Raw genomic sequence first — 24920 nt, 5'->3', positions numbered from 1 at the left:
TTGGGCGCCTCTGACGTCATTGCCATTCCTTTCCGAGCGCGACGATGCGGTCTGCGGCTCTCAGTTCGTGGATGACAGACGAGAACGAACTCCGACTTCTGTCGAACATGCGAACCGATCCGACGATCACAAGCCGCTCCATCGCGCGGGAAACCGCGACGTTCACGCGGTTCGCGGCGCGGATGAAGCCCATGTCGCGTTCCGGATTGCTCCGTACCAGAGATAGAATGACGATTCGGTTTTCCTTTCCCTGATAGCTGTCGACCGTTCCGACCTTCACTAGCTTCCTGAATTCGGGTGCAAGGCCGGACGTGATAAGCATCTCCTCCACCAGGCCGACCTGCGGAGCGTACATGCAGATGACGCCGATGAGGGGCTCGTCCTCCTTGAGGTCGTCGCTCGCGGATTGGAGGAATTCAGTTGAACCGGCGATCGTCTTCAGGCACGAGACGATGGCGGTCGCTTCCCGTCTGTTCACGAAGCTGCTGCCGGAATCGCTCTCCCTCCTCGTCGATTTGGAGAAGCCAGTATCCAACCAGACGATCTCGTCGTCTAACGGTCGCGGGAGAAGCCGGTAGTAGTCGGGCGGGTCTCCGCGCTGCGTCGCCAGATCCTGACCCGGGTAAAAAATCTTGGCTACCATTTTCCCGATCTTCGGGGCCATCCGGTATTGTCGCTTCAGCGTGCGGGCGACTGCCGAGCCGTATGTCGAGTGAAATGCCCGCTCGAAATCGCTTCGCCGTAGATCCTTCTTGGAGGCGAGATTCAGCCGCACGCCCAGCGCCTCAGTCAGTTCGTGGCCGTACAGCGGCGGAAGCTGCTTGTGGTCGCCCACAAGGAGGACGCGTCGGCCCGACTGCATTCCGACGGCGAGCTCGCCCGGCGTGCAGCGCGCCGCCTCGTCGATGATGACTAGATCGAACACGTTCTTGTCGATCTGGATTCCTTGTCGCCCGATTCCGACGCATGTGCCGCTGATGAGATTTCGGCTCCTGGCGAATAGCTCTTCGAGACTTCTCCCGCGCATTCCGAGCGTAGCGCCCCACTCCATCGCCAGGCCGTGAATGCGCAAAAGCCGCCGTCGCGCGTCTGGATCATGCACGGCGTATCTCTCGGCGATGCCGGCACGGACCTCCTCCAGAGCACCGCGTGGGTCGCCGTCGATCGACACGGAACGCTCCGCTGCGGCGTCGGTCCAGGCCTCCTTCAGTCTTTCTGCCCTCTCTTTCGCCGCTGCCACAGTGTCCTGATCGTTCGATGTCGCGATGTCCTGCTCGCAGAATTCGATCTGACGTAGAAGCGATCCAAGCGTGTTTTCGACCTCAATGGCCTCTTCAATGTAGTTTCTGTCCAGTCCCAGGCGATTCGCCGGCGGTACCACTCGTTCCTTAACGGCGGCTCGGAACAGCTCGCGATATCGATCTTGGATCGCGCGGGCATGAAATTTGTGCAGCATTGGCGATATCTTCGAGTGCTGTCCAACGCGCAGGAGGTCGATGTCCCCTCCGAGCTTCGAAGCGGTATGCAGGATTTTTTCCGCGGCGTTGTTTACCGCCTCGTGCGATTGTGACAGGACGAGGACGTTGCTGAGCCTCGATTGTGTCAGAGCAAAATGGACGAAGGCGGCGATGAAGGTCGTCTTGCCGGTCCCAGGTGGTCCTTGAAGCAGCCCCAGCGGCCCGTGCTTCCAGAGATGCTTGAATGCCTCGTTTTGGTCGGGGTTGAGACCGTATCGCGTCAGGTCTTCGTCGCGAACCTCGGGTCCGAAGGTCTGCGGCGTCATATCCCCTTCCGGATCGAAGTATCTTATCAGATTGGGTATCGTCGACTTCCCGTCGAGAATACGCGAGATGGCGCGAGAGCGGCGTTGAAAGCTGATGAGGTCGTCGGGAATCTTCAGGATGTCGCCCTTGTGCAGACCGCGCGCGCTGCGAACGTTCCTGACAACAACGGTCGTTCCTCGGGTTCGCTCGGTGTCAAGATCGCCGAGCTTGTAGCCGTTCCATTGGACGCCGACCGCCTGCCCGTCGCTTGGATCGACGTCCGGAATGTTGTCTTCGGCGACGAGATACAGGGTACGCTCCTCGTCGTCGTACCGCGGCTCGGTGGCGAGGGTGACCTCTGGGCTGATCTCCTCCTCGACCAGAATTGTGCCGTGCCAGAAATCCTTGACGGGAAAACCACGCTTCGGCGGCTGCGCGGGCTCCGGCGCGCTGGTCTTCGCGTCTACGGTCTCTGCGGGGGTGACGGCGTCCTTCGAGACCGAGACGGCGGTCAAGTGCGCGGCGATAAGCGCAGGCAGATCGTCGAAGCCGGCGAACCTGGTTGCGCGAGACCGTCGTACCGTGACCGATCCCTCGAACGAGAATATGCGATGCCCCTGAGCCCAAGCGGCTTCCCGCATGCCGATCTTGCTCGCGACCGCATCGAAGGGCTTCGAGTCGGCGGGGTCGAAGTCGACGATGAGGCGCTGATCGAATCCGAAAATTTCTATCGAGTTCGGAGCCTTCTTCGGTTTTATGACGTGGAATACGCCGTTATCCGACAGCATCCTGCCCTCAAAGCCGACTCTCTGCATCTCGACTTCGAGTTCGAGCCTCGCGTTCGCGGGGCGCCGCCGGCGCATGGCGATCGTATCTTTGAGAGTCTTGAGCGTTAGCCAGGGCGCGGCACCCTCGGCGCTCTTCGATACCCCCAGCGCGAAGAGCGTCTTTGTCTCCTCGTCCCTGCAGACCTCGGCCAGTTCCGCGGTGATCTGTCCGACCGCAAAGCGGTCGCGGATCCGCAGGTCATTGTCTTCCGGCGGACAGTACACCGGTGTCCGCCTCCCTTCCTCGTCGGTGGAGAAATCCACGGCATCGACGAGGATCGGACGCGGCACGTCGCCGTCGAGGCGAACGATGATGTTTTTCGGCGATAGGTCCCCATGGACCAGATCGAGTTTGTGGAGTTCGTCCACCGCGTCGGCAAGCGCCACGATGAAACGCCGGAGGGCTTCGGGCGTCCAATCCGCGGTGTTGCATTCGGAAAGGCGCTCGCCCTCTACCCACTCCTGCACCAGCAGTAGACCATCGGTGCAGAGACACGCAACGTCGGTTCTCGGTAGCCAACTCGCGTCCACGCGTCTCAAGGCATTGGCCTTGGCGAAGAACTCGATCAGGCGTGCCGTGGACTTCCTGCGCTCACCCAGGACGCGTTCTGGCCAGCTTTTGACGAAGAGAGCTTCGCCATCCCGTTCCGCCTTATACACCCGATATGGCTTCTTGCTGATCCATTCGGTCGGCTCGTAGTCCGAGATCGGATCGACGTCGCGTCGATAAGCGTCCAATTGCTTCTCGAGGGAGGCCTTCTCCGTCTTGCGCACGAGTTCAGCGAAAGCGTCTGCGGCTTCGACGCAGTTGTCGAAGCGTTCTCGCGCCTCGATCTTCAGACAACGATCGAACCAGCTCCTGAACGCGTCGGGGACATCCGAGCCTTTGATCGTCCCGGACGTCCATACCGGCACGCGGTCCATGGACTGAAGACGCTCTCCAGACAGGAGCCCCCAGACGAGCGCGCCCGCGAGAAACACGTCCTGCTGAAACGGTGTTCCGGCCGAGCTCTCGCCGACATCCTCCGGTACTCTGAATCCGCTCGCCTGAAGCTTCGAGCGCGTTCCGCCGATCGACGTTCGCTCCGGAAAATGAGCGGCACCGAAACCCGATAGGACGACCTTGCTTCGGCGCTCGTCGATCCACACCGAGTGCCGATCGAGGTCTCGATGGGCGACGCGGATGCGATGAAGGCTCGCGATCCGGTCCAGAAATAGCCGAGACAATTCGACCCTTCGCTCGAAGGTCAGATCTTTAAGGGCACCCTGGAATCTGTTGAGCCTCTCGAGATCCGGAAGCTTGTCGAAGATTTCGGAGTATCTAAGGGTGTACTCGGCGTCGAAATGGATCGATCTGAGCACGTAGTTCTCGTAGAGAGCGGGGTCTTGCACCCGGATGTGCCCAAGCACGGCCCGCTCGCGCTCGGCTACGGGGCGCCGCGCTTCTTCTACGATTAATTCGCTTTCGACGGTGAAGTCCCAAAGCCTGAGCAATCCCGTGTAGTTAGGATCTTCGGGTTGATGGCAAGCGAATTCTTCGAAGAGCTTGTGGCTGAATTCCGGCTCGCCGACGGGTACGAAGCCGTGGAACCGGGTCTTCCGGGGTTCGAACAGCTTTCCGTTCTGAAAGAACTTCTGCAGCGTTGCACCGAAATGTCCCGAGCAAAGCGGGTTTGAAGCTCCATACACCGAATGGGTCGTGAACAGGTTTTGAAAATTCTGCTCGCGCGAAATCTTCAGGAAGTTCGCCAACTTTACGGTTCTGTCGAGCTCGACCTGATCCAATCCGCTCGGATCGCAATCCGGATGGGTGAGAACGACGATGCTTTCAACCGGCGGAACCCCCGGGATCTTGTGGACTTCGGATTTTATGAGAGAGGCGAGCATCTTCGCGTTCTCGCGGATCTTGTGCGCCGGCGAAGGACCAAGGTTGTCGCCGCCCCGATGCCAGAAGCCGCCGCGGTTCTCGATGCGGCCGCGAATATGCTTCAGATCGACAAGAATGATCCGATCGAACGCTACGATGACGGCGTCGATTTCACGGTCTTGACCACGTCGACCGCGTTGCCGCATAACGAAATTCGCGAACCCCTTCCACGGCCTAGGGAGGACACGGCCCATCTCGGCTAGTCCCTCCATCTCCGTGGGCTGAGGACCCTGGGGCCGAAAGAAATTGATATCCATGAAGTCCCAATCCCATGTCGCGACCGCGAAAGGTGAGGGCGGAATTTCCGCCCAGGCGCCTGAAATACAGCATTGCGGTGTCCTCTCGGACGCCCGCCAGTAACCAGAGAGTTGACCGAACACTAACCGATTGGTGATGCTCCCTCAGGTTGCATCGTTCGGCAATAGTTCCGCTCCGGCGTCGTTGCCACCCCTTTTATCGTATGAGATAGGCCGATTCGGCTCCGCCGGCGTTTCATTCTCGCCAATGTGCGATTTTGTGCCGCACGCGAGCGGTACGGCACTTCCGGCTTCGGCTCCGCTCGCACGTGGCATGCGCATCGTGCAGTAAGAGCTCAATGCAGCCGGGCCCTCCATTGCTTCCGCAGTAAGGGATTCCACAATGGTCTTCGGGCGATAGTCTGAAGGATAGTCCGATTGCCCGAATTATCGAGGCCCGACCCTTTCCTTACGGTTGTGTGTCGTGCGAATGTCGCCCCATAAGACGGGCCGGGACCGGCAGTATTATCTTATGGATTTTCATGGCTAGGCGGCGGGGCAATTCGTCGGGTGGGACGATCCTGTTGATTTTGTTCGGCGCTTTGGCCGCCGCGGTGTCGGCCGTCTACCGCTTCGCGGTGGAGAACGCGGCGGCGATCGGGGCAATAGCCCTCGTTTGCGGGCTGATCTCCATTCCGTACTTCGTGTCCCGTGCGAGGTCGGCGAAACGAGCCGATCCGACCGGTCTCAAGCCACCGCCTCTGGATACCGGGTTGCGGACCCGCGCTTCCCAAGGTCCTTCCGCACGGGTCGAACGTTCGCCCCCAGCACGGTGGATCCGGAGCGGTGAAACCGTCAAGTTCGGTAGGGCCGAGCTTTCCGGCGGAATGTTCTACTACGGGGGCTGGCTCCCGCTCGCGGAAAGCGCCACGCGCCAATACGCCATCAACCCGAAACTTCCGGCCTCGGGATCGGCGGACGTCGAGGGCAGCTCGATGCCGTACTGGCCGTCCTACGCGGACATGTCTCCCGGAGCCCGTCGTGCTTTCCTCGATTGGATGGCTGGCGGCAGGCGGGATCCGTCCTACGGAATCGGGCTGGTCTTCATCTTCCTGTATGGCCTCGAACATCGTCTGTTCCTGGAGGGAGGAGACGATGCATCCCTGCTCGTCCGAGAGGTCGAGAGACTTCTCGCGATCTATGGCGCCAACAACTCGTTCCACGGCTACGCGAGCAGTTTCCTCAACTTCGCCCGACTAGCCCAAGGCGAAGGCCTCGAAGTAAGCGGGCTGTCTCCAGAGCGGCGCGGCGGACCCGAGATGGATTTACCGACCCGCCTATACCTCGGAAACCGCTTAGCCGAAGCGCCAACGTTGTCGGCCGAGGACGCGTTGCGCTGGGTTCTTGCGATGCCGGACACGTACCTGAGGACACCGGCAGTCCGTTGCTTCGGCGAGTTCGTCGCGTTGTGGCGGTTGCGGTTTGACCGGATCTATCCCGCAGGCCTTCCGGTGAACGGCAAAGACCGGATCGCGCTGCGCTATCGGGCGGCGAGCGGTGCATTCGACGTGGCGGTCCGCGGCCCGCACGAGCAGCACGTGGATGTGGCCCGCGTGACGAAACCGTTGCCCGGACTGCAGAAGCTGGTGATCGACTGCACCGACGAGCTGGACTCATTCAGTCGCTTCGTCGGCCGAAAACCTTCGGCCAGAAATTCGATGGCCGCAGCGAAATTGCTGCCCGCCGATCTGCAGCAAAGCACGAGCACGGGCGCGATAGTCGATTTCCGGCACCGGATCGAAGCCGTCGTGGGCGATCACGGACGCGGAAGCACTACGGCACAGGCGCTGTTGGAAATGGCGGGCATCGAAGTGCCCGCGGACGGGAAGATTTCGGCCGCGGCCGCCAACGAACTAGGCCGCGCGTTGGATTCGATCGGGGTCGCCATCGAGCCCGACCGCCGATACGGAAGTAGCGTCCCGCGCGCCGATGAGCAGGTGTTCGTGTTCAGGGCTCCGAACGGTGGCCCCGTCGATCCCGACCGGGCGTCGTTCAGGGCCGTCAAGGCGCAAGTCGAGGTCGCGGTGCTGGCGGCCGCGGCGGACGGGGATGCATCGTACGAGGAACTCCAGCGCACGATCGCGCGGATCCGCTCCGCCACCGATCTGTCCGGGGTCGAGCAGGCGCGGCTGATTGCTTTCGCAGTGACGACGTTCAACAATCCGCCGAAGCAGGCGAGGGTGATGCGCAGGCTCGCCGAAACCACCGAAGGCGAGCGCCAGGCCATCGCGGACGCGGCCATAGCAGTGATCGGCGGCAACGGAAACGTGGACGCTGGCGAAGTGAAATTCCTGGAAAGGCTCCACAAGTCGCTCGGGTTGCCGAAGGAGCGCGTGTACTCGGGACTCCATAGCGCCGCCGCAAGGCAGGCCGACGATCCCGTGCCGATCAGCGGCGAGGATCGGGCCGCAGGGGTACCGTTACCGAAGGAAGCGCCGTCGCCGATTCCTCCGGCCGTCGCCGCAAGGGGAATTTCCATCGATGCCGCGCGACTGGCGCGAACGCGCAGGGACACGGAGGCGGTGTCGGCGCTCCTTTCTGATATCTTCGCCGAGGACGTCGTCCAGCCGCAACAAGCTCCTCCCGAACAGGCCGCTCTGGACGGACTCGACGGGCCGCACACCGAACTGGTGGAGCTCCTGGAGCTTCGCGGGTCGATGACGCGGACCGAATTCGACCGACACGCGAAGGAGATGCGCCTGTTGCCGGATGGTGCCATCGAACGGATCAACGACTGGTCGTTCGATCGCTTCGATGAAGCGCTGATCGAAGACGGCGATGAAGTCGTCGTCACGCCGCATCTTCGAGGGAAAATCGCCGAGATGAAGGACAAGGCCGCATGAGCAAATCCGTCAAGACAATCCGGCCCAAGGAACGCGATACGATCATTCAGGCTCTGTCGGCGGGCGTGGTGCCTCGCCTGGGTTTGGCGCACATACAGGTAGGGCGCGCCGGAGAGATCGCAGCCCTGCTGCGCGACATCGACCGGATAGCGGACTCCGGTGCCGCGGTGAGATTCATTATCGGCGAATACGGAGCGGGAAAGACGTTCTTCGCGAGCATCGTGCGTCTCATCGCGCTCGAGCGAAAATGCGTCACGATGCACGCCGATCTGTCGCCTAACAGGCGTATCCACGCGAGCGGTGGCCAGGCGCGTGCGCTCTATTCCGAAGCCGTGAACAATATGGCCACGCGGAACAAGCCCGAAGGCGGCGCGCTACAGAGCGTGATCGAAAGGCTGGTGACCGACGCCGCTAAGGAAGGCGGCGACAAGGGCGTGCCGATCGAGAAGGTCATCGACGAGAAGCTCGCGCAGATCACCGGTTTCGCCGGCGGATACGACTTCGCCACCGTCCTGAAAGCATACTGGCGGGGCAGCGAGGAATCGAACGATGCCCTCAAGCAATGCGCCGTCCGATGGCTGCGCGGCGAATATTCGACGAAGACGGATGCGAAGAAGGATCTCGGAGTTCGGACGATCATCGACGACGAAAACGTCTACGACTCGCTGAAATCGCTGGCATGCCTCGTGAAGGTCGCGGGCTACGCGGGTCTGGTCGTGATGTTCGACGAAATGGCCAATATCTACAAGCTACAGAATTCCCAGGCCCGGAAGCAGAACTACGAGCAGATCCTGGACATTGTGAACGACTCGCTGCAGGGCACCACGTCCGGCATCGGGTTCGTCATGTGCGGAACGCCCGAATTTCTGCTCGATACCCGCCGCGGCTTGTTCAGTTACGAAGCGCTTCAATCGCGGTTGGCGGAGAATACCTTCGCGCACGGCGGTCTCGTCGACCTTTCGGGACCGGTCATCCGGCTCCAGAGTCTGACGCCCGAGGATCTGCTGGTGCTGCTAGGCAACATCAGGATGGTGTTCGCAAGCGGTGACCCATCCAAATATCTGATACCCGACGAGGCCCTCACCGGATTCATGGAACACTGCGATCGAAAGATCGGAGAGGCATATTTCAGGACCCCACGTTCGACAGTGAAAGCGTTCGTTCACATGCTGTCGGTGCTCGAACAGAATCCGGGTGCGCGCTGGGAAGATCTTCTAGATCACATACCGATCGCACCGGACGCACCGGAAGTTTCGGCGGACGGCGATGCAAGCGGAGACGGCGATGAGCTCACCAGCCTCCGACTCAACCCTTGACGAAGCCTACGACAAGCTTCACCCGACGATCCGTCGCTGGATCAGAGATCAAGGTTGGGACGAACTGAGGGAGATCCAGGCTCGCACCGTGAATGCGGTGCTGGACGGCGATCGCGACATCCTGATCGCGGCGACGACTGCGGCCGGAAAGACGGAAGCGGCTTTCCTGCCCATCCTCACCAAGGTGGCGGAGCGCAAGGAACCGGGCTTTTCCGTCCTCTATGTCAGTCCTTTGAAGGCGCTGATAAACGACCAGTTCAAGCGCCTGGACGAATTGTGCGACAAAATGGGCATTCCAGTCGTGAAATGGCACGGGGATGCGCCGCAGGCCGACAAGAAGCGGGCCTTGGCCAAGCCGCAGGGCATCGCCCTGATCACGCCCGAGTCGATCGAAGCCATGTTCACCCGCCGACCGGCCGACGCCTCGCGGTTGCTGTCGACGGCCGCGTTCATCGTGATCGACGAGCTTCATTCCTTCCTCCAGGGGCCGAGGGGACTTCATGTGGCGAGCCTACTTCGCCGCATCGACGCGATGTCGAAAAAGGCCGCGCGGCGGGTCGGACTGTCCGCGACGATCGGCGATCTTCCGCAGGCCGCCGCCTGGCTGCGTCCTGCTGTACCGCACTCAGTTGAGATTCTCGAGGCCAAATCCGATTCGCCGGAGCTCAGGCTTCAGATACGTGGGTTCGTCGAGCCGCCCGAGCTCGACGATCCCGATCATGCCGAAGGTGCCGCCGGTGCGGAAGAAACGCCGAGAAGGATTGCGCTGGACGACATCGCGGATCATCTGTTCGCCACCCTCCGCGGGACGAACAATCTTGTCTTCGGCGGGTCGCGCCGCACTGTCGAGTCGGCCGCGGACAGATTGAGGAGGCGTTGCGAAGCAGCGAAGGTCCCGAACGAATTTTTCCCCCATCACGGCAGCCTCTCGAAGAGCTTGCGCGAGGATCTCGAAGACCGCTTGAAGGACGCGAGGCTTCCGACGACCGCGATCTGCACGTCGACGTTGGAACTCGGCGTCGACATTGGATCCATGAAGTCCGTCGCCCAGATCGGATCGCCCAGATCGCTATCGTCGCTGAAGCAGAGGCTCGGACGCACGGGGCGCCGGCGCGGCACCCCTTCGATCCTGCGGGTCTATGTGCGCGAACCTAACATCGATCAGGACTCCGGTATGTTGGATAGGCTTCGGTCCAACACGATACGGTCGGTAGCCGTCGTCCGGCTGCTCCTGGAACGGTTCGTCGAGCCGGCCGGCGAGGTGCCCGAAACGGCGTCGACGCTCATCCACCAGATCCTGTCTGTAATCGCGGAACGCGGCGGCATAAGGGCTCGACCGATGTACGATCTATTGTGCGGCCCGGGTCCCTTCGCCTCGATCTCGGTGTCCGAGTTCGCCGATCTGCTCCGGCATCTGTCTTCGGAGGCGGTCAAGTTCGTGGAGCAAGCGAGCGACGGCACCATCATGCTGGGGAAGGAGGGCGAACGGATCGTCCAATCGCGCAATTTCTTCGCCGTGTTCGAGTCGCCCGACGAATGGCGCCTCACGGTCGGAGGGCGGACACTCGGGACTCTCCCGATTTCATTTCCCGTCCATAAGGACAGCCTGGTCGTCTTCGCCGGCCAACGCTGGATCGTACAGGATCTCGACGAGAAGACGAACACTCTGTTCGTGGCGCCGCATCCAGGAGGTGTTGTGCCCCGATTCGAACGGGCCAATGGAGAGCGCCTCCACGATCGATTGGCGGCGGAGATGCGGCAGGTCTACCTGGCGTCGGACGTGCCACCCTATCTCGACGACAAGGGGCGTTCGCTGCTGGCCGAAGGAAGAGAGATGTTCCGGTCTCTCGGTCTTGAGACGACGATCTGCGTACAGGAGGAGAGGAATCTTCACGTCTTTCTGTGGCGGGGGTCCCAGGCGATCGCCGTCTTCGGAGCCGCCGCCGCGATGGTCGGAATTCCGGGCGAGGTCCATGACCTCGGTCTTACACTTTCCGAAACGAACGTATTCGATGCTTCGGCGAAGTTGAAGCTCCTGGCAGATGCGGAGGACGTGGATCCCATCGGGCTAGCAGCGTTTGTCGAGAATGTAACGGCCGGCAAGTTCCGGGAGCAGGTCCCGCAACCCCTGGCCAAGGCCTTGTGGGCCCGACAGAACAGCGGGCCGATAACCGGCATCAACGGCATGGCGCGGACCGTGTGCCATGCGCACGGAGCGGGAAGCGACGGCGGACTCCACTGACGCGCTCCAAAGAGCGGGGGAAAAATGTACAAAGTCGCGGGAACGCTCAACCTCAGTGCCGGCGATCTGGTGGGGCATCTGAACTGCCGCTATCTGACATCGCTCGACCTCAAGGTCGTCGACGGCGAGCTGGACAAGCCCAAGATCTGGGATCCGGTGCTCGAAGTGCTGGCCGAGAGGGGGACGCTGCACGAACGTGAATTCGTTGAGCACCTCAAGGCCGACGGTCGAGCCGCGACGGTCGTGGAAGGCGTAGGCGTTGACGCCAACTCGCTCGCAGCCACCAGCGCCGCCATGGCCCGCGGAGACTCGATCATCGTCCAGGGCGCGTTGCAGGCGGGGCACTGGAACGGCCGCGCGGACATCCTCACAAGGGTCGAAACGCCGAGCCGCTTCGGCGCCTGGTCATATGAAGTCATCGACACCAAGCTCGCGCGGCAGACGAAGGGCAGCACGATCCTTCAGATCTCGCTCTATTCGGACCTGTTGTCCGAAATTCAACAGGCCGAGCCGACATCCGCGCTGGTCGTCACGCCAGGCACCAACTTCACGCCGGAGACGTACCGGGTCGCCGATTACGCAGCTTACTACCGGCATGTCCGCCGCAGCCTGGAGGAAGCAGTGTCGGGGACGCTCTTGGGCTCCGTCTATCCCGAGCCCATCGACCACTGCGGGATATGCCGATGGCGGAGGCACTGCGACGAGCGAAGGAGGGCCGACGATCACATGTCGCTCGTCGCCGGAATCAGCAAATCGCAGATGGGCGAACTGGAGAGGAATGGGGTGGAGTCGATGGCTGCGCTCGCCGCCCTGCCGTTGCCGCTCCAGTGGAGACCAGAAAGAGGAAACGTCAAAAGCTTCGAGAAGGTCCGCGAGCAGGCCCGCATCCAGGTCGAAGGACGCGAGAGCGGCTCGGTCCTCTACGAGACCTTGTCGCCGATCGCGGGATTCGGCCTTGCGCGACTGCCCGAACCTTCCCACGGCGACATATTCTTCGACTTCGAGGGCGATCCGTTCGTAGGCGACGGCGGATTGGAATTCCTCTTCGGATACACTTACTCCGACGAAGGCGGCCAGCCGCGGTACGTCGGCGACTGGGCTTCCAACCGTCAGGAAGAAAGGATCGCATTCGAGCGTTTCGTCGATTTCGTGATGGATCGACTCAAAATCTATCCGGACCTGCACATTTACCATTTCGCGCCTTACGAACCGGCGGCGATGAAACGGCTCATGGGCCGATATGCGACGCGCGAGAACGAGGTCGATAGCCTGCTGCGCGCCGAAACCTTCGTTGACCTCTATTCCGTCGTCCGGCACGCCATTAGAGCCAGCGTGGAGAGCTACTCCATCAAGAAGCTCGAACCTTTGTATTCCTTCGTCAGAACCGTTCCGCTCGACGACGTCGGTGCGGTGATGGCGCGGACGCAGGCACGGCTTGAGTTGTCGGACGCGGCCGGTATACCCGAAAGCGACAAGGAAGCGATCAGGGGCTACAACCGGGACGACTGCACCTCGACGGATGCTTTGCGACGTTGGCTCGAGTCGGTTCGGGCCGACGTCATCGCCGGCGGGGCGATCGTCGACCGGCCGGCGCCGGGGACGTCGGAGGTCAGCGCCGAACTCGACGAATGGCACAAGAAGGTCGCCGCGCTTGTAGGACGTCTAACGGAAGGCGTGCCGGACGACGTCGCAGAGCGAAGCTCCGAGCAGCAGGCGCGTTGGCTTTTGGCGTTTATGCTCGATTGGCATGGGCGCGAGAACAAAGCCGTCTGGTGGGACTTCTTCCGGCTTCGAGACCTGTCCGCCGAGGATCTGCTTCACGAGCGCGACGGGATCGCGGAACTGGCGTTCCTGCAGCAAGTCGGCGGGACGGCCAAGGTCCCGGTCCATCGGTATCGCTTCGCGCTGCAGGACACCGACATCCGCGTCGGAGACAAGTTGCACAGCATCGGCGGCGACGATTTCGGACGGGTCGTCGCGATGTCGCTCGAAGAGCGTACGATCGACGTCAAGAAGCGCGGAGACACGGCCTCGTTGCATCCCGAGGCGGTCTTCACACACAGCTTCGTCGGCACTCAGGTTCTCGCCGACTCGCTGATGCGGATCGGCGAGTATGTGGCCGACCATGGAATGGTCGGGGAAGGCGACCATCGCGCCGCCCGCGATCTATTGATGGCGGCGGCTCCGCGACTCGTGGGGCAGCAATTCCAGGTGAACGGCGAGACGACCATGCAGGCGGCGATCCGCATAGCGCTCAATCTCGACAACAGCGTGTTTCCGGTACAGGGACCCCCGGGGGCAGGAAAGACCTATACCGGTGCTCGGATGATCTGTGCCCTCGCCAAGGAGGGGAAGAAAGTCGGGATCACGGCGAACAGCCATAAGGTCATCCGCAATCTTCTGGACGAGGTCGTCTCCACAGCCCGCGAACAGGGTCTTCCGATCAAATGCATCCAGAAGCCGTCCGAGAGGGAGGACGATCTGCCGGGTTTGCGCTTCACGACTGACAACACGGCGTTCCTCGATGCTCTGGATTCCGACTGCAAGGTCGGCGGTGCGACCGCCTGGTTTTGGGCGCGACCCGATGCGGCGCAGATCGTCGATGTGCTCTTCATCGACGAAGCCGCCCAGATGTCGCTGGCGAACGTCCTTGCCGTTTCGCAGGCCGCGCGAAGCATCGTTCTCTTGGGCGATCCGAGACAACTCGAACAGCCGATCAAAGGGAGCCATCCCGACGGCGTCGATGTCTCGTCTCTCGACCATATCCTTGGCCCCCACGCCACCGTGCCCCCCGACCGAGGTCTCTTTCTCCCCGAGACGTGGCGCCTGCATCCGCAGATCTGCTCGTTCAACTCTGAAATGTTCTACGACGGTCGCCTGCATCCCCATCCCGGCCAAGAGAATCAGAAGATCACGTCGATTGGTAGGCTTAACGGCGCCGGTCTCCGTTATCTACCTGTCGCGCACGACGGCAATCAGAGCTCGTCGCGAGAGGAAGCGGACGCCGTCCGCGACCTCGTTTCGGAGATTCTAGGTAACGGAACGACCTGGACCAATCGCGACGGCGTCGAGACATCGGTCGAACTGGACGACATCCTGATCATCGCCCCATACAACGCGCAGGTGTTCGAGCTTCAGGAGCGCATTCCCGGCGCCCGCATCGGGACGGTGGACAAGTTCCAAGGACGCGAAGCCCCCATAGTGATCTATTCGATGACGACATCCAGCTACTTGGACGCTCCCCGGGGAATGGAGTTTCTCTACAGTGCTAATCGATTGAACGTGGCTACATCGCGGGCGAAATGCATCTGCGTCGTCGTGGCATCTCCTCGACTGTTCGAGGTGGAATGCAGAACGCCCCGACAGATGCAACTCGCCAACGCCTTTTGCCGTTATCTGGAACTGGCGGCGAATCTCTAGTCGACGTGGATGATCTTGCGCTGGCGGGACGGGGGCGTCCCCTGATCGTCGTCTTCGCCGGTCACGCGGCCGGCCCGGCCGGATCTTCCTTGACGCCGCGGGCGACGATCCGGAGCGACCCACCCGGAAGCGGCCGCTGCAGGTTGAGAGCTTCGTCCGGAGGCGCCGTCATCCAGGTCTCGAGAAGGAAGTTGCGGCGAAGAAGCCGACGGCCAAACCGCAGCGGAAATCGGCTTAAGACAAAGGGCTCATCCATCCCCGGGGACATAGGAAAGCTGGGGCGCCATTTTCGTTGAGGCTAGGTGCGTTGGGCGCGTCCGCTGGTCGCGGACCGAGCTCTCGTGAACCGTGCCGCTTCGCGTCACGGCCATCCGGCTTCGATCTCTCGCGCGATCATGAGTCGCTCGCCGGAGGCACTCGCTCTCGGGTCCCGCCGTCATTTCATTCCGGCGTCGCTATCACTGCCCCGAGCCCGGGTGCCTTCTTAAACCGGTCTCGCGACTGCACTCGGTCCCGGGTCCCGCCGCTACGCGTCGGCGCTATGCTGACCCTCCTGCGGGTGCCTTTTCCTCTGCCTCCGCTTCGCTTCGGCGCTCCGCCTTTTACTTCATGATCGCATGTCAGCGACGTCGCCAGGCAGGGAGCGATTCGGCCGCAAAACTAAAGACCATGAAGCGGGAGTGCGGTTCTCGGAACCCTCATCGGAGATAACCATCGTTCTCCGGTGCCGCGTCCGCGCGCCTTGAGAGTGAGAGTGCCGACCGGGTTCGCCGTGACGGGTTGAGGGTTGGGAGAGAGGCTCCCGGCGCCCGTCTCGGAGAACCGCGATGCTTAACCGGAAATCACGTGCGCGCCCCGGTCACGAACGGGCAAGCCTTTACACCGAAATCACCGACAAGATCATCGCCGAACTGGAGGCCGGCCGTGTCCCGTGGGTCCAGCCATGGGGGACCGCTGCGATCAAGGCGCCGCTCGCCATGCCGCGCAATGCGTCCACGCAGCGCGGCTATTCTGGACTCAACGTGCTGATTTTGTGGGGTGCCGTTATTGAGTGCGGTTTCTCTGGTCAGAGCTGGCTGACATTTCGTCAGGCCCTCGGGCTCGGCGGCCATGTCAGGAAGGGCGAGCGGGGAACGACCGTCGTCTATGCCGATCGGTTCGTTCCCCAGGGCGAGCGCCAGCTCGCCGCAGCGACAGGGGAAGAGCCGGGTACGATCCCATTCCTCAAGCGATTTACCGTATTCAACATCGACCAGTGCGCTGGCTTGCCGGACGACGTCGCTGGCTCAATTGTCCCGCCGCCATCGGATCAGATTGAACCGCAGGCGGAAGCGCTAATCGCCGCAACCGGTGCCGACTTCCGCATTGGCGGGGCGCGCGCGTACTACAATACGACCGGCGATTTCGTGCAGGTTCCGCCGCCGGCGGCGTATTTCGAGCCGATCAACTGGCATCGGACCGCCTTCCACGAGCTTTCGCATTGGAGCGGAGCCGCTTCCCGGCTCGGTCGGGATCTCACTGGCTCGATGGGCTCGAAATCCTACGCACGCGAGGAACTGGTGGCCGAGATGGCGGGTGCGTTCGTCTGCGCTTCGCTTGGCATCGTGCCCACCGTGCGTCACGCCGACTACATCGGATCGTGGCTGGAGCTGTTGCGCGAGGACAACCGCGCCGTCGTGCGCGCGGCGAGCGCGGCATCGAGGGCCGCCGATTTCCTGCTCGGCTTTCCGCAACGGCCGATCGCCTCCGTCGATGAGGGCAACGAGGAGGCCGCCTAGTGCATCCGCCGGCTGTTTCAACTTGCGTTCGCGGCGGCGCGTCAGAGAGTGAGGGGAGGGGTGGGGTTTTCGTGACGGGTTGGAGGTCGAGAGAGAGTCTTTCGGCCGCCCGTCGCGGAGAATCCGACATGGCAAGCGCCGTTCAGAAGATCAAACTCAGTCCGTCCCGAGACATCCCCTTCAACAAGCTGGTCTTGAGCCAGTCCAATGTCCGGCGCGTAAAGTCCGGCATCTCGATCGAGCAACTAGCGGAGAGCATTGCCCAGCGCACGTTGCTGCAAAGCCTCAGCGTCCGTGCCGTCGTCGATACCGATGGCACGGAGACCGGTATGTTTGAGGTACCCGCCGGTGGCCGGCGCTACCGCGCGCTCGAGCTTTTGGTGAAGCAGAAGCGCATGGCGAAGACGCAGCCTGTCCCCTGCGTGGTCAGGGACGGCGGTATTGCCGAGGACGACTCGCTTGCGGAAAACGACGAGCGCATCGGTCTTCATCCCCTTGACCAATTCCGCGCGTTCCAGATCCTCCGAAATGGCGGTATGAGCGAAGAGGACATCGCGGCACGGCATTTCGTGACACCGGCGATCGTCAAGCAGCGCCTGCGTCTGGCGTCCGTATCGCCGAAGCTGCACGACGTCTACGCTGACGACGGCATGACGCTGGAGCAGCTCATGGCCTTTTCCGTCACCGGCGACCTTACGCGTCAGGAGCAGGTTTGGGATAATGTGAGCCGATCGCAAAACGACGAGCCGTACCAGATCCGCCGGATGCTCACGGAATACACTGTCCGCGCCTCCGATCGCCGGGCCCAATTCATCGGGCTCGATGCCTACGAGGAAGCTGGCGGCGTCGTGCTGCGCGACCTGTTCCAACACGATGACGGGGGTTGGCTGCAGGACGTGCCGTTGCTCGATCGCCTGGTCACAGAGAAGCTCAAGACCGAGACCGAGACAGTTGCCGCCGAAGGTTGGAAGTGGATCGAGGTCGCGATCGACTTCCCCTACGCCCATACGCGTGGCTTGCGCGTGCTGGACGGCGTGCAATGCGGCCTCGCCGCCGAAGAGCAGGCGACCATCGAGGTGCTCAAGGCCGAATATGCCAAGCTCGAAGCCGAGCATGACGGCGCAGATGAGCTGCCCGACGAAGTTGACCAGCGGCTTGGCGAAATCGAGACGGCTCTCGCCGCATTCGATGATCGACCCATCACCTATCAGCCTGCCGACATCGCACGCGCGGGTGTGTTCGTCAGCATCGACGCCGAAGGCGCGCTGTCGGTCGATCGCGGCTACGTCCGGCCCGAGGACGAGCTGCCCGTGGCCGAGTCAGAGCAGGACAGCGATGTCGAACCCGCTGCCGCGGCCGTCGACGGTGCCGAACCATCAGCGCCGGCTATCCAGCGCGCCGTCATCACCATCGGCGGGCAGGTTACGGAGCCTGAGGACGAGGATGATGATGCGGTGAAACCGCTACCGGATCGCCTGGTGACCGAGCTCACGGCGGAGCGGACTTTGGCATTGCGCGACAAGCTGGCGACCACGCCTTCGGTCGCCTTCCAAGCGGTGCTGCACAAATTCTGCCTCGACGTCTTCTCCCGCTATTCCTCCTACGGGGCGGCGATGGAGGTATTGGTGCGCAACGTCAGCTTCCCTGTTCAGGCGCTAGGGCTGAAGGACAGCCCGGCAGCCAAGGCGATCGACGCGCGCCACAAGACCTGGGAGGAGCGCCTGCCGAAGGACAAGGTCGACCTCTGGGACTGGCTCATCAGTCTCACGGGCGACGAGCAGGCAGCGCTCTTTGCGCACTGCGCCTCGTTCGGCGTCAACGCGCTCTACGAGAAAGGCGACCGCTACGGCGGTGGCGTCACCCCGCACATCGTCGAGCAGCGGATCACTGAGGCCGATCGCATCGCCTGGGCCGTTGACCTCAACATGGTGGAATCCGGTTGGCGCCCCACCGTCGAGAACTATCTCGGCCGCGTGCCGAAGCGCCGCATCCTGGAGGCGGTACGGGAGGGGGCCGGCGAGCGCGCCGCCCAGCTCATCGATCATCTGAAAAAGGGCGACATGGCCAAGGAGGCCGAACGGCTCCTGGCCGAGACCGGCTGGTTGCCCGAACCCCTGCGGATGCCCGACGCCGACCAGGCGACGACCGCCAGCGCCGTGGAGCCCGAAGGCAATGGTGAGGCGCTGCCGGAATTCCTCGCCGGTGACGACGAGGACACTCCGGCCGATGAAGCGGACGGGCCGCGCATGACAGCTGCTGAGTAGGAACACTGGCTGGGGCGACGATGCTCGCCCCAGCCAGTTTTTATGCGCTGCGAACCACCCGAGGCTGCACCTGCAGGCCGTCGATCCAGATCGCGATCTTGCCGGCGGCGACGAGGCTGGACGTTTCCGCCACGAACCGCTGTACCGCCCGCGTGCTGCTCACCTGGAAGCGATGTCGATAGCCATAGGCTACGGCGCTATCGGTAAAGCCTTTCAAAGCAGCAAACCCTGCTGCTTCCTGGATCTCGAACTGAACCCTCCACCGGATGCGTCGCGGCCGAACATCATCGAGCACCTCGACGCTGATACGGTGCTTGCTGCCGTTGCGAACGGTGACCGGTTCGATCTTCTTGGCAGGAAATTTCAAGATTTGAGCCATCAAACCCTCCTTCATTGTGCGATGCGGTTCGATGGTCTTGTCGGGGCTCGTGAACCGCATGCCGAGACCCGCCCCGCGCAAAAGCGCGGAGGCAGGTCAGCGGCGGCCTGTTGACCAGGCCATTCAGCTCTTGAGGCTCGCGCCATAAGCGGTTCTTGCCGCGCAAGCGCGCAGCGACTCTGACACAGCGTACGTAATGTCCCGGCGATAGCGGTTCAAGGCGCCGGGCGCAGAGTGAGAGGCGGGCCGGGACGGGTTTGAGCCGATGCGGTCCGAGAGAGAGCGCCGGCCGGCTCGCTCGTTCCTGCTCTCCTTGAGGCTTCCCTTCATGAACGACCTTTTCTCGATTGCGGCCGACGAGGCCGCCGTGATCTCGCCTGCGCGCGCTCCCGAGGGCGTCAGCGTCGTCATCGCTACCGCCGAGCAGCTTGTCCCACATCTTGAGCGTGGCCGACGCATCGACGCCGCAACCCTGCGCGCCGCGATGGAATTGGCCTGCGGCGCATCCGATTCGACAGGCGCCTGGGATTGGAAGACGGCCTATGACGCCTGTGAGGTCGCCACTGTCCTGTTCCTGCGCAAATACGGAAAGGCGCTTTTTCGCAAAGCCTACCCTGCGGCTTCACGACTTTGCGCTTTGGACAAGATCGCGGGACTTCTGCCCACCCACACGCGCCGCTCTGCCGAGAGCGAGGCTTTCCAGCAATTCTCGACGCCGATCCCGCTCGGCCTGGCCGCGCTGACCGCGGCCGCCATCTCGGCGACGGATCGCGTGCTGGAGCCGTCCGCAGGCACCGGGCTGCTCGCCATCCTCGCCGAGATTGCTGGCAGCGGGCTCGTGCTGAACGAACTGGCCGAGACCCGGGCCAGGTTGCTCTCGCCCCTCTTTCCGGCCATTTCCGTCACGCGCCTCGACGCGGCCCAAATCGACGATCACCTCGATCCCGCCGTCGTCCCGAGCGTCGTGCTGATGAACCCGCCATTTTCTGCGACGGCGAACGTCTCCGGCCGCATGGCCGACACTGCGTACCGTCACATCGCCTCGGCGCTGGCGCGTCTTGCCGATGGTGGCCGGCTGGTCGCGATCACCGGCGCAAACTTCTCACCCGAAGCCTCAGCCTGGCGAGACGCCTTCGCCCGATTGCAGGAACGTGGCCGCCTAGTGTTCACCGCGGCGATCGCCGGTGCGGTCTTTGCCAAGCACGGCACCACGATCGAGACGCGCCTCACCGTCATCGACAAAGTGCCGGCCGATGATCCGCACGCGTTCCCACAATCGCCGGGAATCGCGCCCGACGTCGCGACGCTGCTCCACTGGATCGGCGAACATGTTCCACCTCGCCTGAACGTCGCACCTACCGGCGCGCTTCCGATGTCAGCATCACGGGCCCCTCGCACGGTGCGCGGCTATCTCGCACGGCCCGCCGCACAGTCGGCCAAGCCGTCGGTATCCGCCCCCGAAGCGGTTGACCTCGTCTATGAGACGATCGATTGGACGCCGCCCGAGGCCGCGCGCCTCAGCGACGCCATCTACGAGGAATACCGGCTGCAATCGATCCGGATCCCCCGCGCGCAGGCGCATCCGACCAAGCTGGTGCAGTCGGCCGCGATGGCCTCGGTCGTGCCACCGAAGCCGGGTCACAGGCCCCGGCTGCCGGCCAACCTCGTCAGCGGCGGCATCCTGTCCGACGCCCAGCTTGAGACCGTGATCTACGCCGGCGAGGCGCATGGTAACTATCTCGCCGGCGCCTGGACGGTTGACGAGACCTTCGACCTCGTCATGGCCGCCCGCGACGGCGCACCGAACGCCGTCCGTTTCCGCCGAGGCTTCATGCTCGGCGACGGCACCGGCGCCGGCAAGGGTCGCCAGTCCGCCGGCATCATTCTCGACAATTGGCTGCAGGGCCGGCGCAAGGCGGTCTGGATCTCGAAATCCGACAAGCTGCTCGAGGACGCGCAGCGCGACTGGTCGGCGCTCGGCATGGAGCGCCTGCTGGTCACGCCGCTCTCGCGCTTCCCTCAAGGGCGCGACATCCGCTTGGCCGAAGGCGTCCTATTTTTAACCTACGCTACGCTGCGGTCCGACGACCGCGGCGAGAAGCTTTCGCGCGTCCGGCAGATTGTTCAATGGTTGGGCTCCGACTTCGACGGCGTTATCATTTTCGACGAGAGCCATGCCATGCAGAATGCCGGTGGCGGCAAGGGCGAGCGCGGCGATGTCGCGCCCTCGCAGCAGGGGCGCGCGGGCTTGCGCCTTCAGCATGCGCTGCCCGATGCCCGCATCGTTTACGTCTCGGCGACCGGCGCCATCACGGTCCACAATCTCGCCTACGCCCAGCGACTCGGGCTTTGGGGCGGCGAGGATTTTCCATTCGCCACCCGCGCCGAGTTCGTGGAGGCCATCGAGGATGGCGGCGTCGCGGCGATGGAGGTGCTCTCCCGCGACCTTCGCTCGCTCGGCCTCTACACCGCCCGCTCACTTTCCTACGACGGCGTCGAATACGAACTGGTCGAACATCAGCTCACCGACGAGCAGCGGCGCATCTACGACGCCTACGCCGGTGCCTTCAGCGTCATCCACAATCACCTCGAGGCGGCGATGCAGGCCTCCAACATCACCGGCGAGACCGGCACGCTCAACCGCCAGGCGAAGTCAGCCGCGCGCTCAGCCTTCGAGTCCGCCAAGCAGCGCTTCTTCGGCCATCTGCTCACCAGCATGAAGACGCCGACCCTGGTCCGCTCGATCGAGCGGGATCTGGCCGAGGGCCATGCCGCCGTCATCCAGATCGTGTCGACCGGCGAGGCGCTGATGGAGCGGCGGCTCGCCGAAATCCCACCTGAGGAATGGAACGATGTGCGCGTGGACATCACGCCGCGCGAATACGTGCTGGATTACCTCGCCCATTCCTTCCCGGTGCAGCTCTATGAGCCCTTCACCGACGGCGAGGGCAATCTCGCGTCCCGGCCCGTGTTCCGCGACGGCCAGCCGGTCGAGAGCCGCGAGGCCGTCGCCCGTCGCAATGAGCTGATCGAGCGGCTCGCTTCGCTTCCGCCGGTTCCTGGCGCGCTCGACCAGATCGTACAGCGTTTCGGCACGGAGCTCGTGGCGGAAGTGACCGGACGTTCGCGACGTGTGGTGCGCAAGGGTGACCGCCTTGCCGTTGAGAACCGTGCCGCCTCCGCCAATCTCGCAGAAACCGCCGCCTTCATGGATGACTTCAAACGCGTGCTTGTCTTCTCGGAGGCGGGCGGCACGGGCCGCAGCTACCACGCCGAACTCTCGGCGCGGAATCGCCGGCTTCGCGTCCACTATTTGCTCGAGCCGGGCTGGAAGGCTGACGCCGCGATCCAGGGTCTCGGTCGAACGAACCGCACCAACCAGGCGCAGCCGCCTCTGTTCCGGCCCATCGCCACCGACGTGAAGGCGGAAAAGCGCTTCCTCTCGACCATTGCCCGCCGGCTCGACACGCTGGGTGCCATCACGCGCGGCCAGCGCCAGACCGGCGGCCAGGGCCTGTTCCGGCCCGAGGACAATCTTGAGAGCCATTACGCCCGAGATGCGCTGCGCCAGCTCTATCTGCTGCTCGTGCGAGGCAAGGTCGAAGGCTGCTCGCTCCAGATCTTCGAGGACGCCACGGGCCTGAAGCTCGTGGACGTGAACGGCCTCAAGGACGAGCTGCCCCCGATCACCACGTTCCTGAACCGCCTGCTCGCGCTCACCATCGACCTGCAAAGTTTGCTGTTCACAGCCTTCGAGCAGTTGCTGAACGCCAAGGTCGAGGGCGCGATCGCCAGCGGCGTCTACGACACCGGCCTGGAGACATTGCAGGCCGAGAGCTTTGTCGTCACCGACCGGCGCACGATCTATACGCACCCTGCAACCGGCGCGGAAACCCGGCTGCTCACCATCACCGAGCGCCGGCGCAATCGCCCCATGACGCTGAATCACGCGCTTGATCATCTTGCCGATGCTCGGGTGGTGCTACTGCTCAACGAGCGCTCAGGGCGCGCCGCGGTGCAGATTCCTGCGCCGAGCCTCATGCTCGATGACGGCGAGATCGAACGCCGCGTGCGGCTGATCCGCCCCATGGAGCACCATCACGCTTCAATGAAAATGATGGTCGAAAGCCACTGGCTGCCTGCGGATCGTGCGAGGTTCGCCGCGGCATGGAACGGCGAAGTCGTCGAGGTACCCGAGTTTGCAGATAGCACTCTCCACATCGTCGCAGGCTTGCTGTTGCCGATTTGGAAGCGACTGCCGAACGAGTCGACCCGCGTCTATCGGCTCCAGACCGACGAGGGTGAGCGCATCATCGGTCGCAGGGTCTCGCCAGCCTGGGCGGCGAACGCTTGCGCGACCGGCACTGGCAGCTTGAGCCCACACGAAGCTTTCTCGGCGCTGATGGAGGGGCGCGCCGTGCTCGACCTCGCCGAGGACCTGCAGCTCCGTCGTGTCCGCGTGATGGGCACCCATCGCATCGAGCTGTCCGGCTTCACCGATGCGATGCGTGACCGGCTGCGCGCTTACGGCCTCTTCAGCGAGATCATCTCGTGGAAGCTACGCATGTTCGTGCCATCAGATGCGACCGGCGTCACCGTCTTGGCAAAGGTGCTCGACCACTATCCGATCGCGCGCATCGGCGAGCGGGGGGTCGCCTGATGGCCCGCGCCAATGCCTCCGAACTGGCCCGCCGTCTCGCGCGTGACGCCGAAGCGGTCTGCCGCCATTACCTGTCCAACGGGCGGCGCCAGGGCCGCTACTGGACAGTGGGCGACGTCCGCAATACGCCCGGCCGGTCGATGTTCGTTCGACTCAGCGGACCGGAATCGGGTCCTGGCGCCGCCGGGCATTGGCGAGATGCCGCCTCGGCCGAACATGGCGATCTGCTCGACGTGATCCGCGAGAGCTGCGGGCTCACCGACTTTCGCGATGTCGCCAATGAGGCACGACGCTTTCTGAGTCTGCCGAGTTCAGAACTGCAGCCAGAGCCAAGTCGCCTCCGGTCGAGAAAATCGCCTGCGCCCCTTGGATCGCCAGAGGCAGCGCGGCGGCTCTTCGGCATATCACAGTCGATCGTGGGCACACTCGTGGAAGCGTATCTCCGCAATCGCGGCATTACGGCTTTGCACGAAACCGGAAGTCTGCGCTTTCACCCACGCTGCTATTACCGGCCCGACGACCACAGCCCGACCGAGACCTGGCCGGCGATGATCGCCGCCGTCACGGATCGCTTCGGCCATCTGACCGGCGCGCATCGCACCTGGCTTGACCCCGAAGGCTTCAGCGAGACGACGCTCGGCAAGGCGCGGATCGACACGCCAAGGCGGGCGATGGGCGACCTGCTTGGTCACGCCGTTCGATTTGGCGTAGCTGGCGAAGTCATGGCGGCCGGCGAGGGCATCGAGACGATGCTGTCGCTCCGCAGCGTCCTGCCGACGATGCCGATGGTCGCAGCCCTCTCGGCAGCGCATCTTTCTGCCATCCTTCTCCCGGACACGCTCCGCCGCCTCTACATCGCCCGCGATGACGATCCTGCCGGTGATAGCGCCATGGCGACCTTGATCGATCGGGCGCAGGAGGCCGGGATCGAGCCAATGGTGATCTCGCCACGGCTTGGCGACTTCAACGAGGATCTTCGCCTGCTCGGATTTGACGCCCTTCGGACCTCGAGCCGTATGCAGATTGCGGCGCACGACGTCGCCCGCTTTATGGAGCTGGCGGCATAGCCGGAACGGGCAGGGGTGGCGTGGCCGCTGCGTTACCAGCGGGCCGGTGGTCCTGCTTCCCCTCGGCGCCGGAGAGGTCCGTACCCACGGCCTTCCGAGAGGGCGATCGGGCGGCAAGCGGTCCGGACCGGCAACCTC

At 63.3% G+C, this 24920-nt stretch carries 10 protein-coding genes and 1 pseudogene; 8 read left to right on the top strand and 3 right to left on the bottom strand.

The features are described 5' to 3' along the window. Positions 1 to 16: 16 nt before the first annotated feature. Entirely contained in the window at positions 17 to 4774 is a 4758-nt protein-coding gene (locus IC761_RS31035) for an AAA domain-containing protein (protein ID WP_195800440.1), read from the bottom strand. Positions 4775 to 5337: 563 nt separating this feature from the next. Here IC761_RS31035 and IC761_RS31030 point away from each other — a divergent pair. Genes IC761_RS31030 through IC761_RS31015 form a run of 4 tightly spaced genes read left to right on the top strand, consistent with a single transcriptional unit; the run spans position 5338 to position 14634 of the window. Next, complete coding sequence (locus IC761_RS31030) at positions 5338 to 7656, top strand: tellurite resistance TerB family protein (protein ID WP_246791387.1); 2319 nt, start codon at positions 5338 to 5340, stop codon at positions 7654 to 7656. Next, entirely contained in the window at positions 7653 to 8972 is a 1320-nt protein-coding gene (locus tag IC761_RS31025) for an ATP-binding protein (protein ID WP_195800438.1), read from the top strand. The genes IC761_RS31030 and IC761_RS31025 overlap by 4 nt, the downstream gene beginning before the upstream one ends. Then, complete coding sequence (locus IC761_RS31020; protein WP_195800437.1) at positions 8941 to 11214, top strand: DEAD/DEAH box helicase; 2274 nt, start codon at positions 8941 to 8943, stop codon at positions 11212 to 11214. Before IC761_RS31025 ends, IC761_RS31020 begins: the two co-directional genes overlap by 32 nt. 24 nt (positions 11215 to 11238) lie before the next feature. After that, complete coding sequence (locus IC761_RS31015) at positions 11239 to 14634, top strand: TM0106 family RecB-like putative nuclease (protein ID WP_195800436.1); 3396 nt, start codon at positions 11239 to 11241, stop codon at positions 14632 to 14634. 61 nt (positions 14635 to 14695) lie between these two features. On the opposite strand, the pseudogene IC761_RS36025 reads toward IC761_RS31015, so the two are convergent. After that, positions 14696 to 14818, bottom strand: a pseudogene (locus IC761_RS36025) (SOS response-associated peptidase); the annotation flags it as partial. Positions 14819 to 15461: 643 nt separating this feature from the next. Between IC761_RS36025 and IC761_RS31010 the strand changes: the two are divergent. Together IC761_RS31010 and IC761_RS31005 are read left to right on the top strand one after the other, a co-directional pair. Then, positions 15462 to 16412, top strand: a complete 951-nt coding sequence (locus tag IC761_RS31010; RefSeq protein WP_195800435.1) for an ArdC family protein — start codon at positions 15462 to 15464, stop codon at positions 16410 to 16412. Between the two features lie 128 nt (positions 16413 to 16540). Next, on the top strand, positions 16541 to 18676 hold the full coding sequence (locus IC761_RS31005) for a ParB/RepB/Spo0J family partition protein (RefSeq protein ID WP_195800434.1): 2136 nt from the start codon (positions 16541 to 16543) through the stop codon (positions 18674 to 18676). Between the two features lie 40 nt (positions 18677 to 18716). On the opposite strand, the gene IC761_RS31000 is transcribed toward IC761_RS31005, so the two are convergent. Further along, a complete protein-coding gene (locus tag IC761_RS31000; protein WP_195800433.1) occupies positions 18717 to 19055 on the bottom strand; it encodes a hypothetical protein in 339 nt (112 codons plus the stop codon). Positions 19056 to 19383: 328 nt separating this feature from the next. Here IC761_RS31000 and IC761_RS30995 point away from each other — a divergent pair, with 328 nt between their 5' ends. Together IC761_RS30995 and IC761_RS30990 are read left to right on the top strand one after the other, a co-directional pair. Then, positions 19384 to 23715: a strawberry notch family protein gene (locus tag IC761_RS30995; RefSeq protein WP_195800432.1), complete on the top strand. Its 4332-nt coding sequence runs from the start codon at positions 19384 to 19386 to the stop codon at positions 23713 to 23715. Continuing rightward, on the top strand, positions 23715 to 24782 hold the full coding sequence (locus IC761_RS30990) for a DUF7146 domain-containing protein (protein WP_195800431.1): 1068 nt from the start codon (positions 23715 to 23717) through the stop codon (positions 24780 to 24782). Before IC761_RS30995 ends, IC761_RS30990 begins: the two co-directional genes overlap by 1 nt. The last annotated feature ends 138 nt before the right edge of the window (positions 24783 to 24920 follow it).

Source organism: Bradyrhizobium commune, assembly GCF_015624505.1.
Classification (GTDB): Bacteria; Pseudomonadota; Alphaproteobacteria; order Rhizobiales; family Xanthobacteraceae; genus Bradyrhizobium; species Bradyrhizobium commune.
This window is presented reverse-complemented; position numbering and strand designations above follow the sequence as displayed.

Excerpts from the sequence above, each read along its gene's own strand:
- IC761_RS31035 (WP_195800440.1), bottom strand. The coding sequence starts at position 4,774 with ATGGATATCAATTTCTTTCGGCCCCAGGGTCCTCAGCCCACGGAGATG.
- IC761_RS31025 (WP_195800438.1), top strand. The coding sequence starts at position 7,653 with ATGAGCAAATCCGTCAAGACAATCCGGCCCAAGGAACGCGATACGATC.
- IC761_RS31020 (WP_195800437.1), top strand. The coding sequence starts at position 8,941 with ATGAGCTCACCAGCCTCCGACTCAACCCTTGACGAAGCCTACGACAAG.
- IC761_RS31015 (WP_195800436.1), top strand. The coding sequence starts at position 11,239 with ATGTACAAAGTCGCGGGAACGCTCAACCTCAGTGCCGGCGATCTGGTG.
- IC761_RS31010 (WP_195800435.1), top strand. The coding sequence starts at position 15,462 with ATGCTTAACCGGAAATCACGTGCGCGCCCCGGTCACGAACGGGCAAGC.
- IC761_RS31005 (WP_195800434.1), top strand. The coding sequence starts at position 16,541 with ATGGCAAGCGCCGTTCAGAAGATCAAACTCAGTCCGTCCCGAGACATC.
- IC761_RS31000 (WP_195800433.1), bottom strand. The coding sequence starts at position 19,055 with ATGGCTCAAATCTTGAAATTTCCTGCCAAGAAGATCGAACCGGTCACC.
- IC761_RS30995 (WP_195800432.1), top strand. The coding sequence starts at position 19,384 with ATGAACGACCTTTTCTCGATTGCGGCCGACGAGGCCGCCGTGATCTCG.
- IC761_RS30990 (WP_195800431.1), top strand. The coding sequence starts at position 23,715 with ATGGCCCGCGCCAATGCCTCCGAACTGGCCCGCCGTCTCGCGCGTGAC.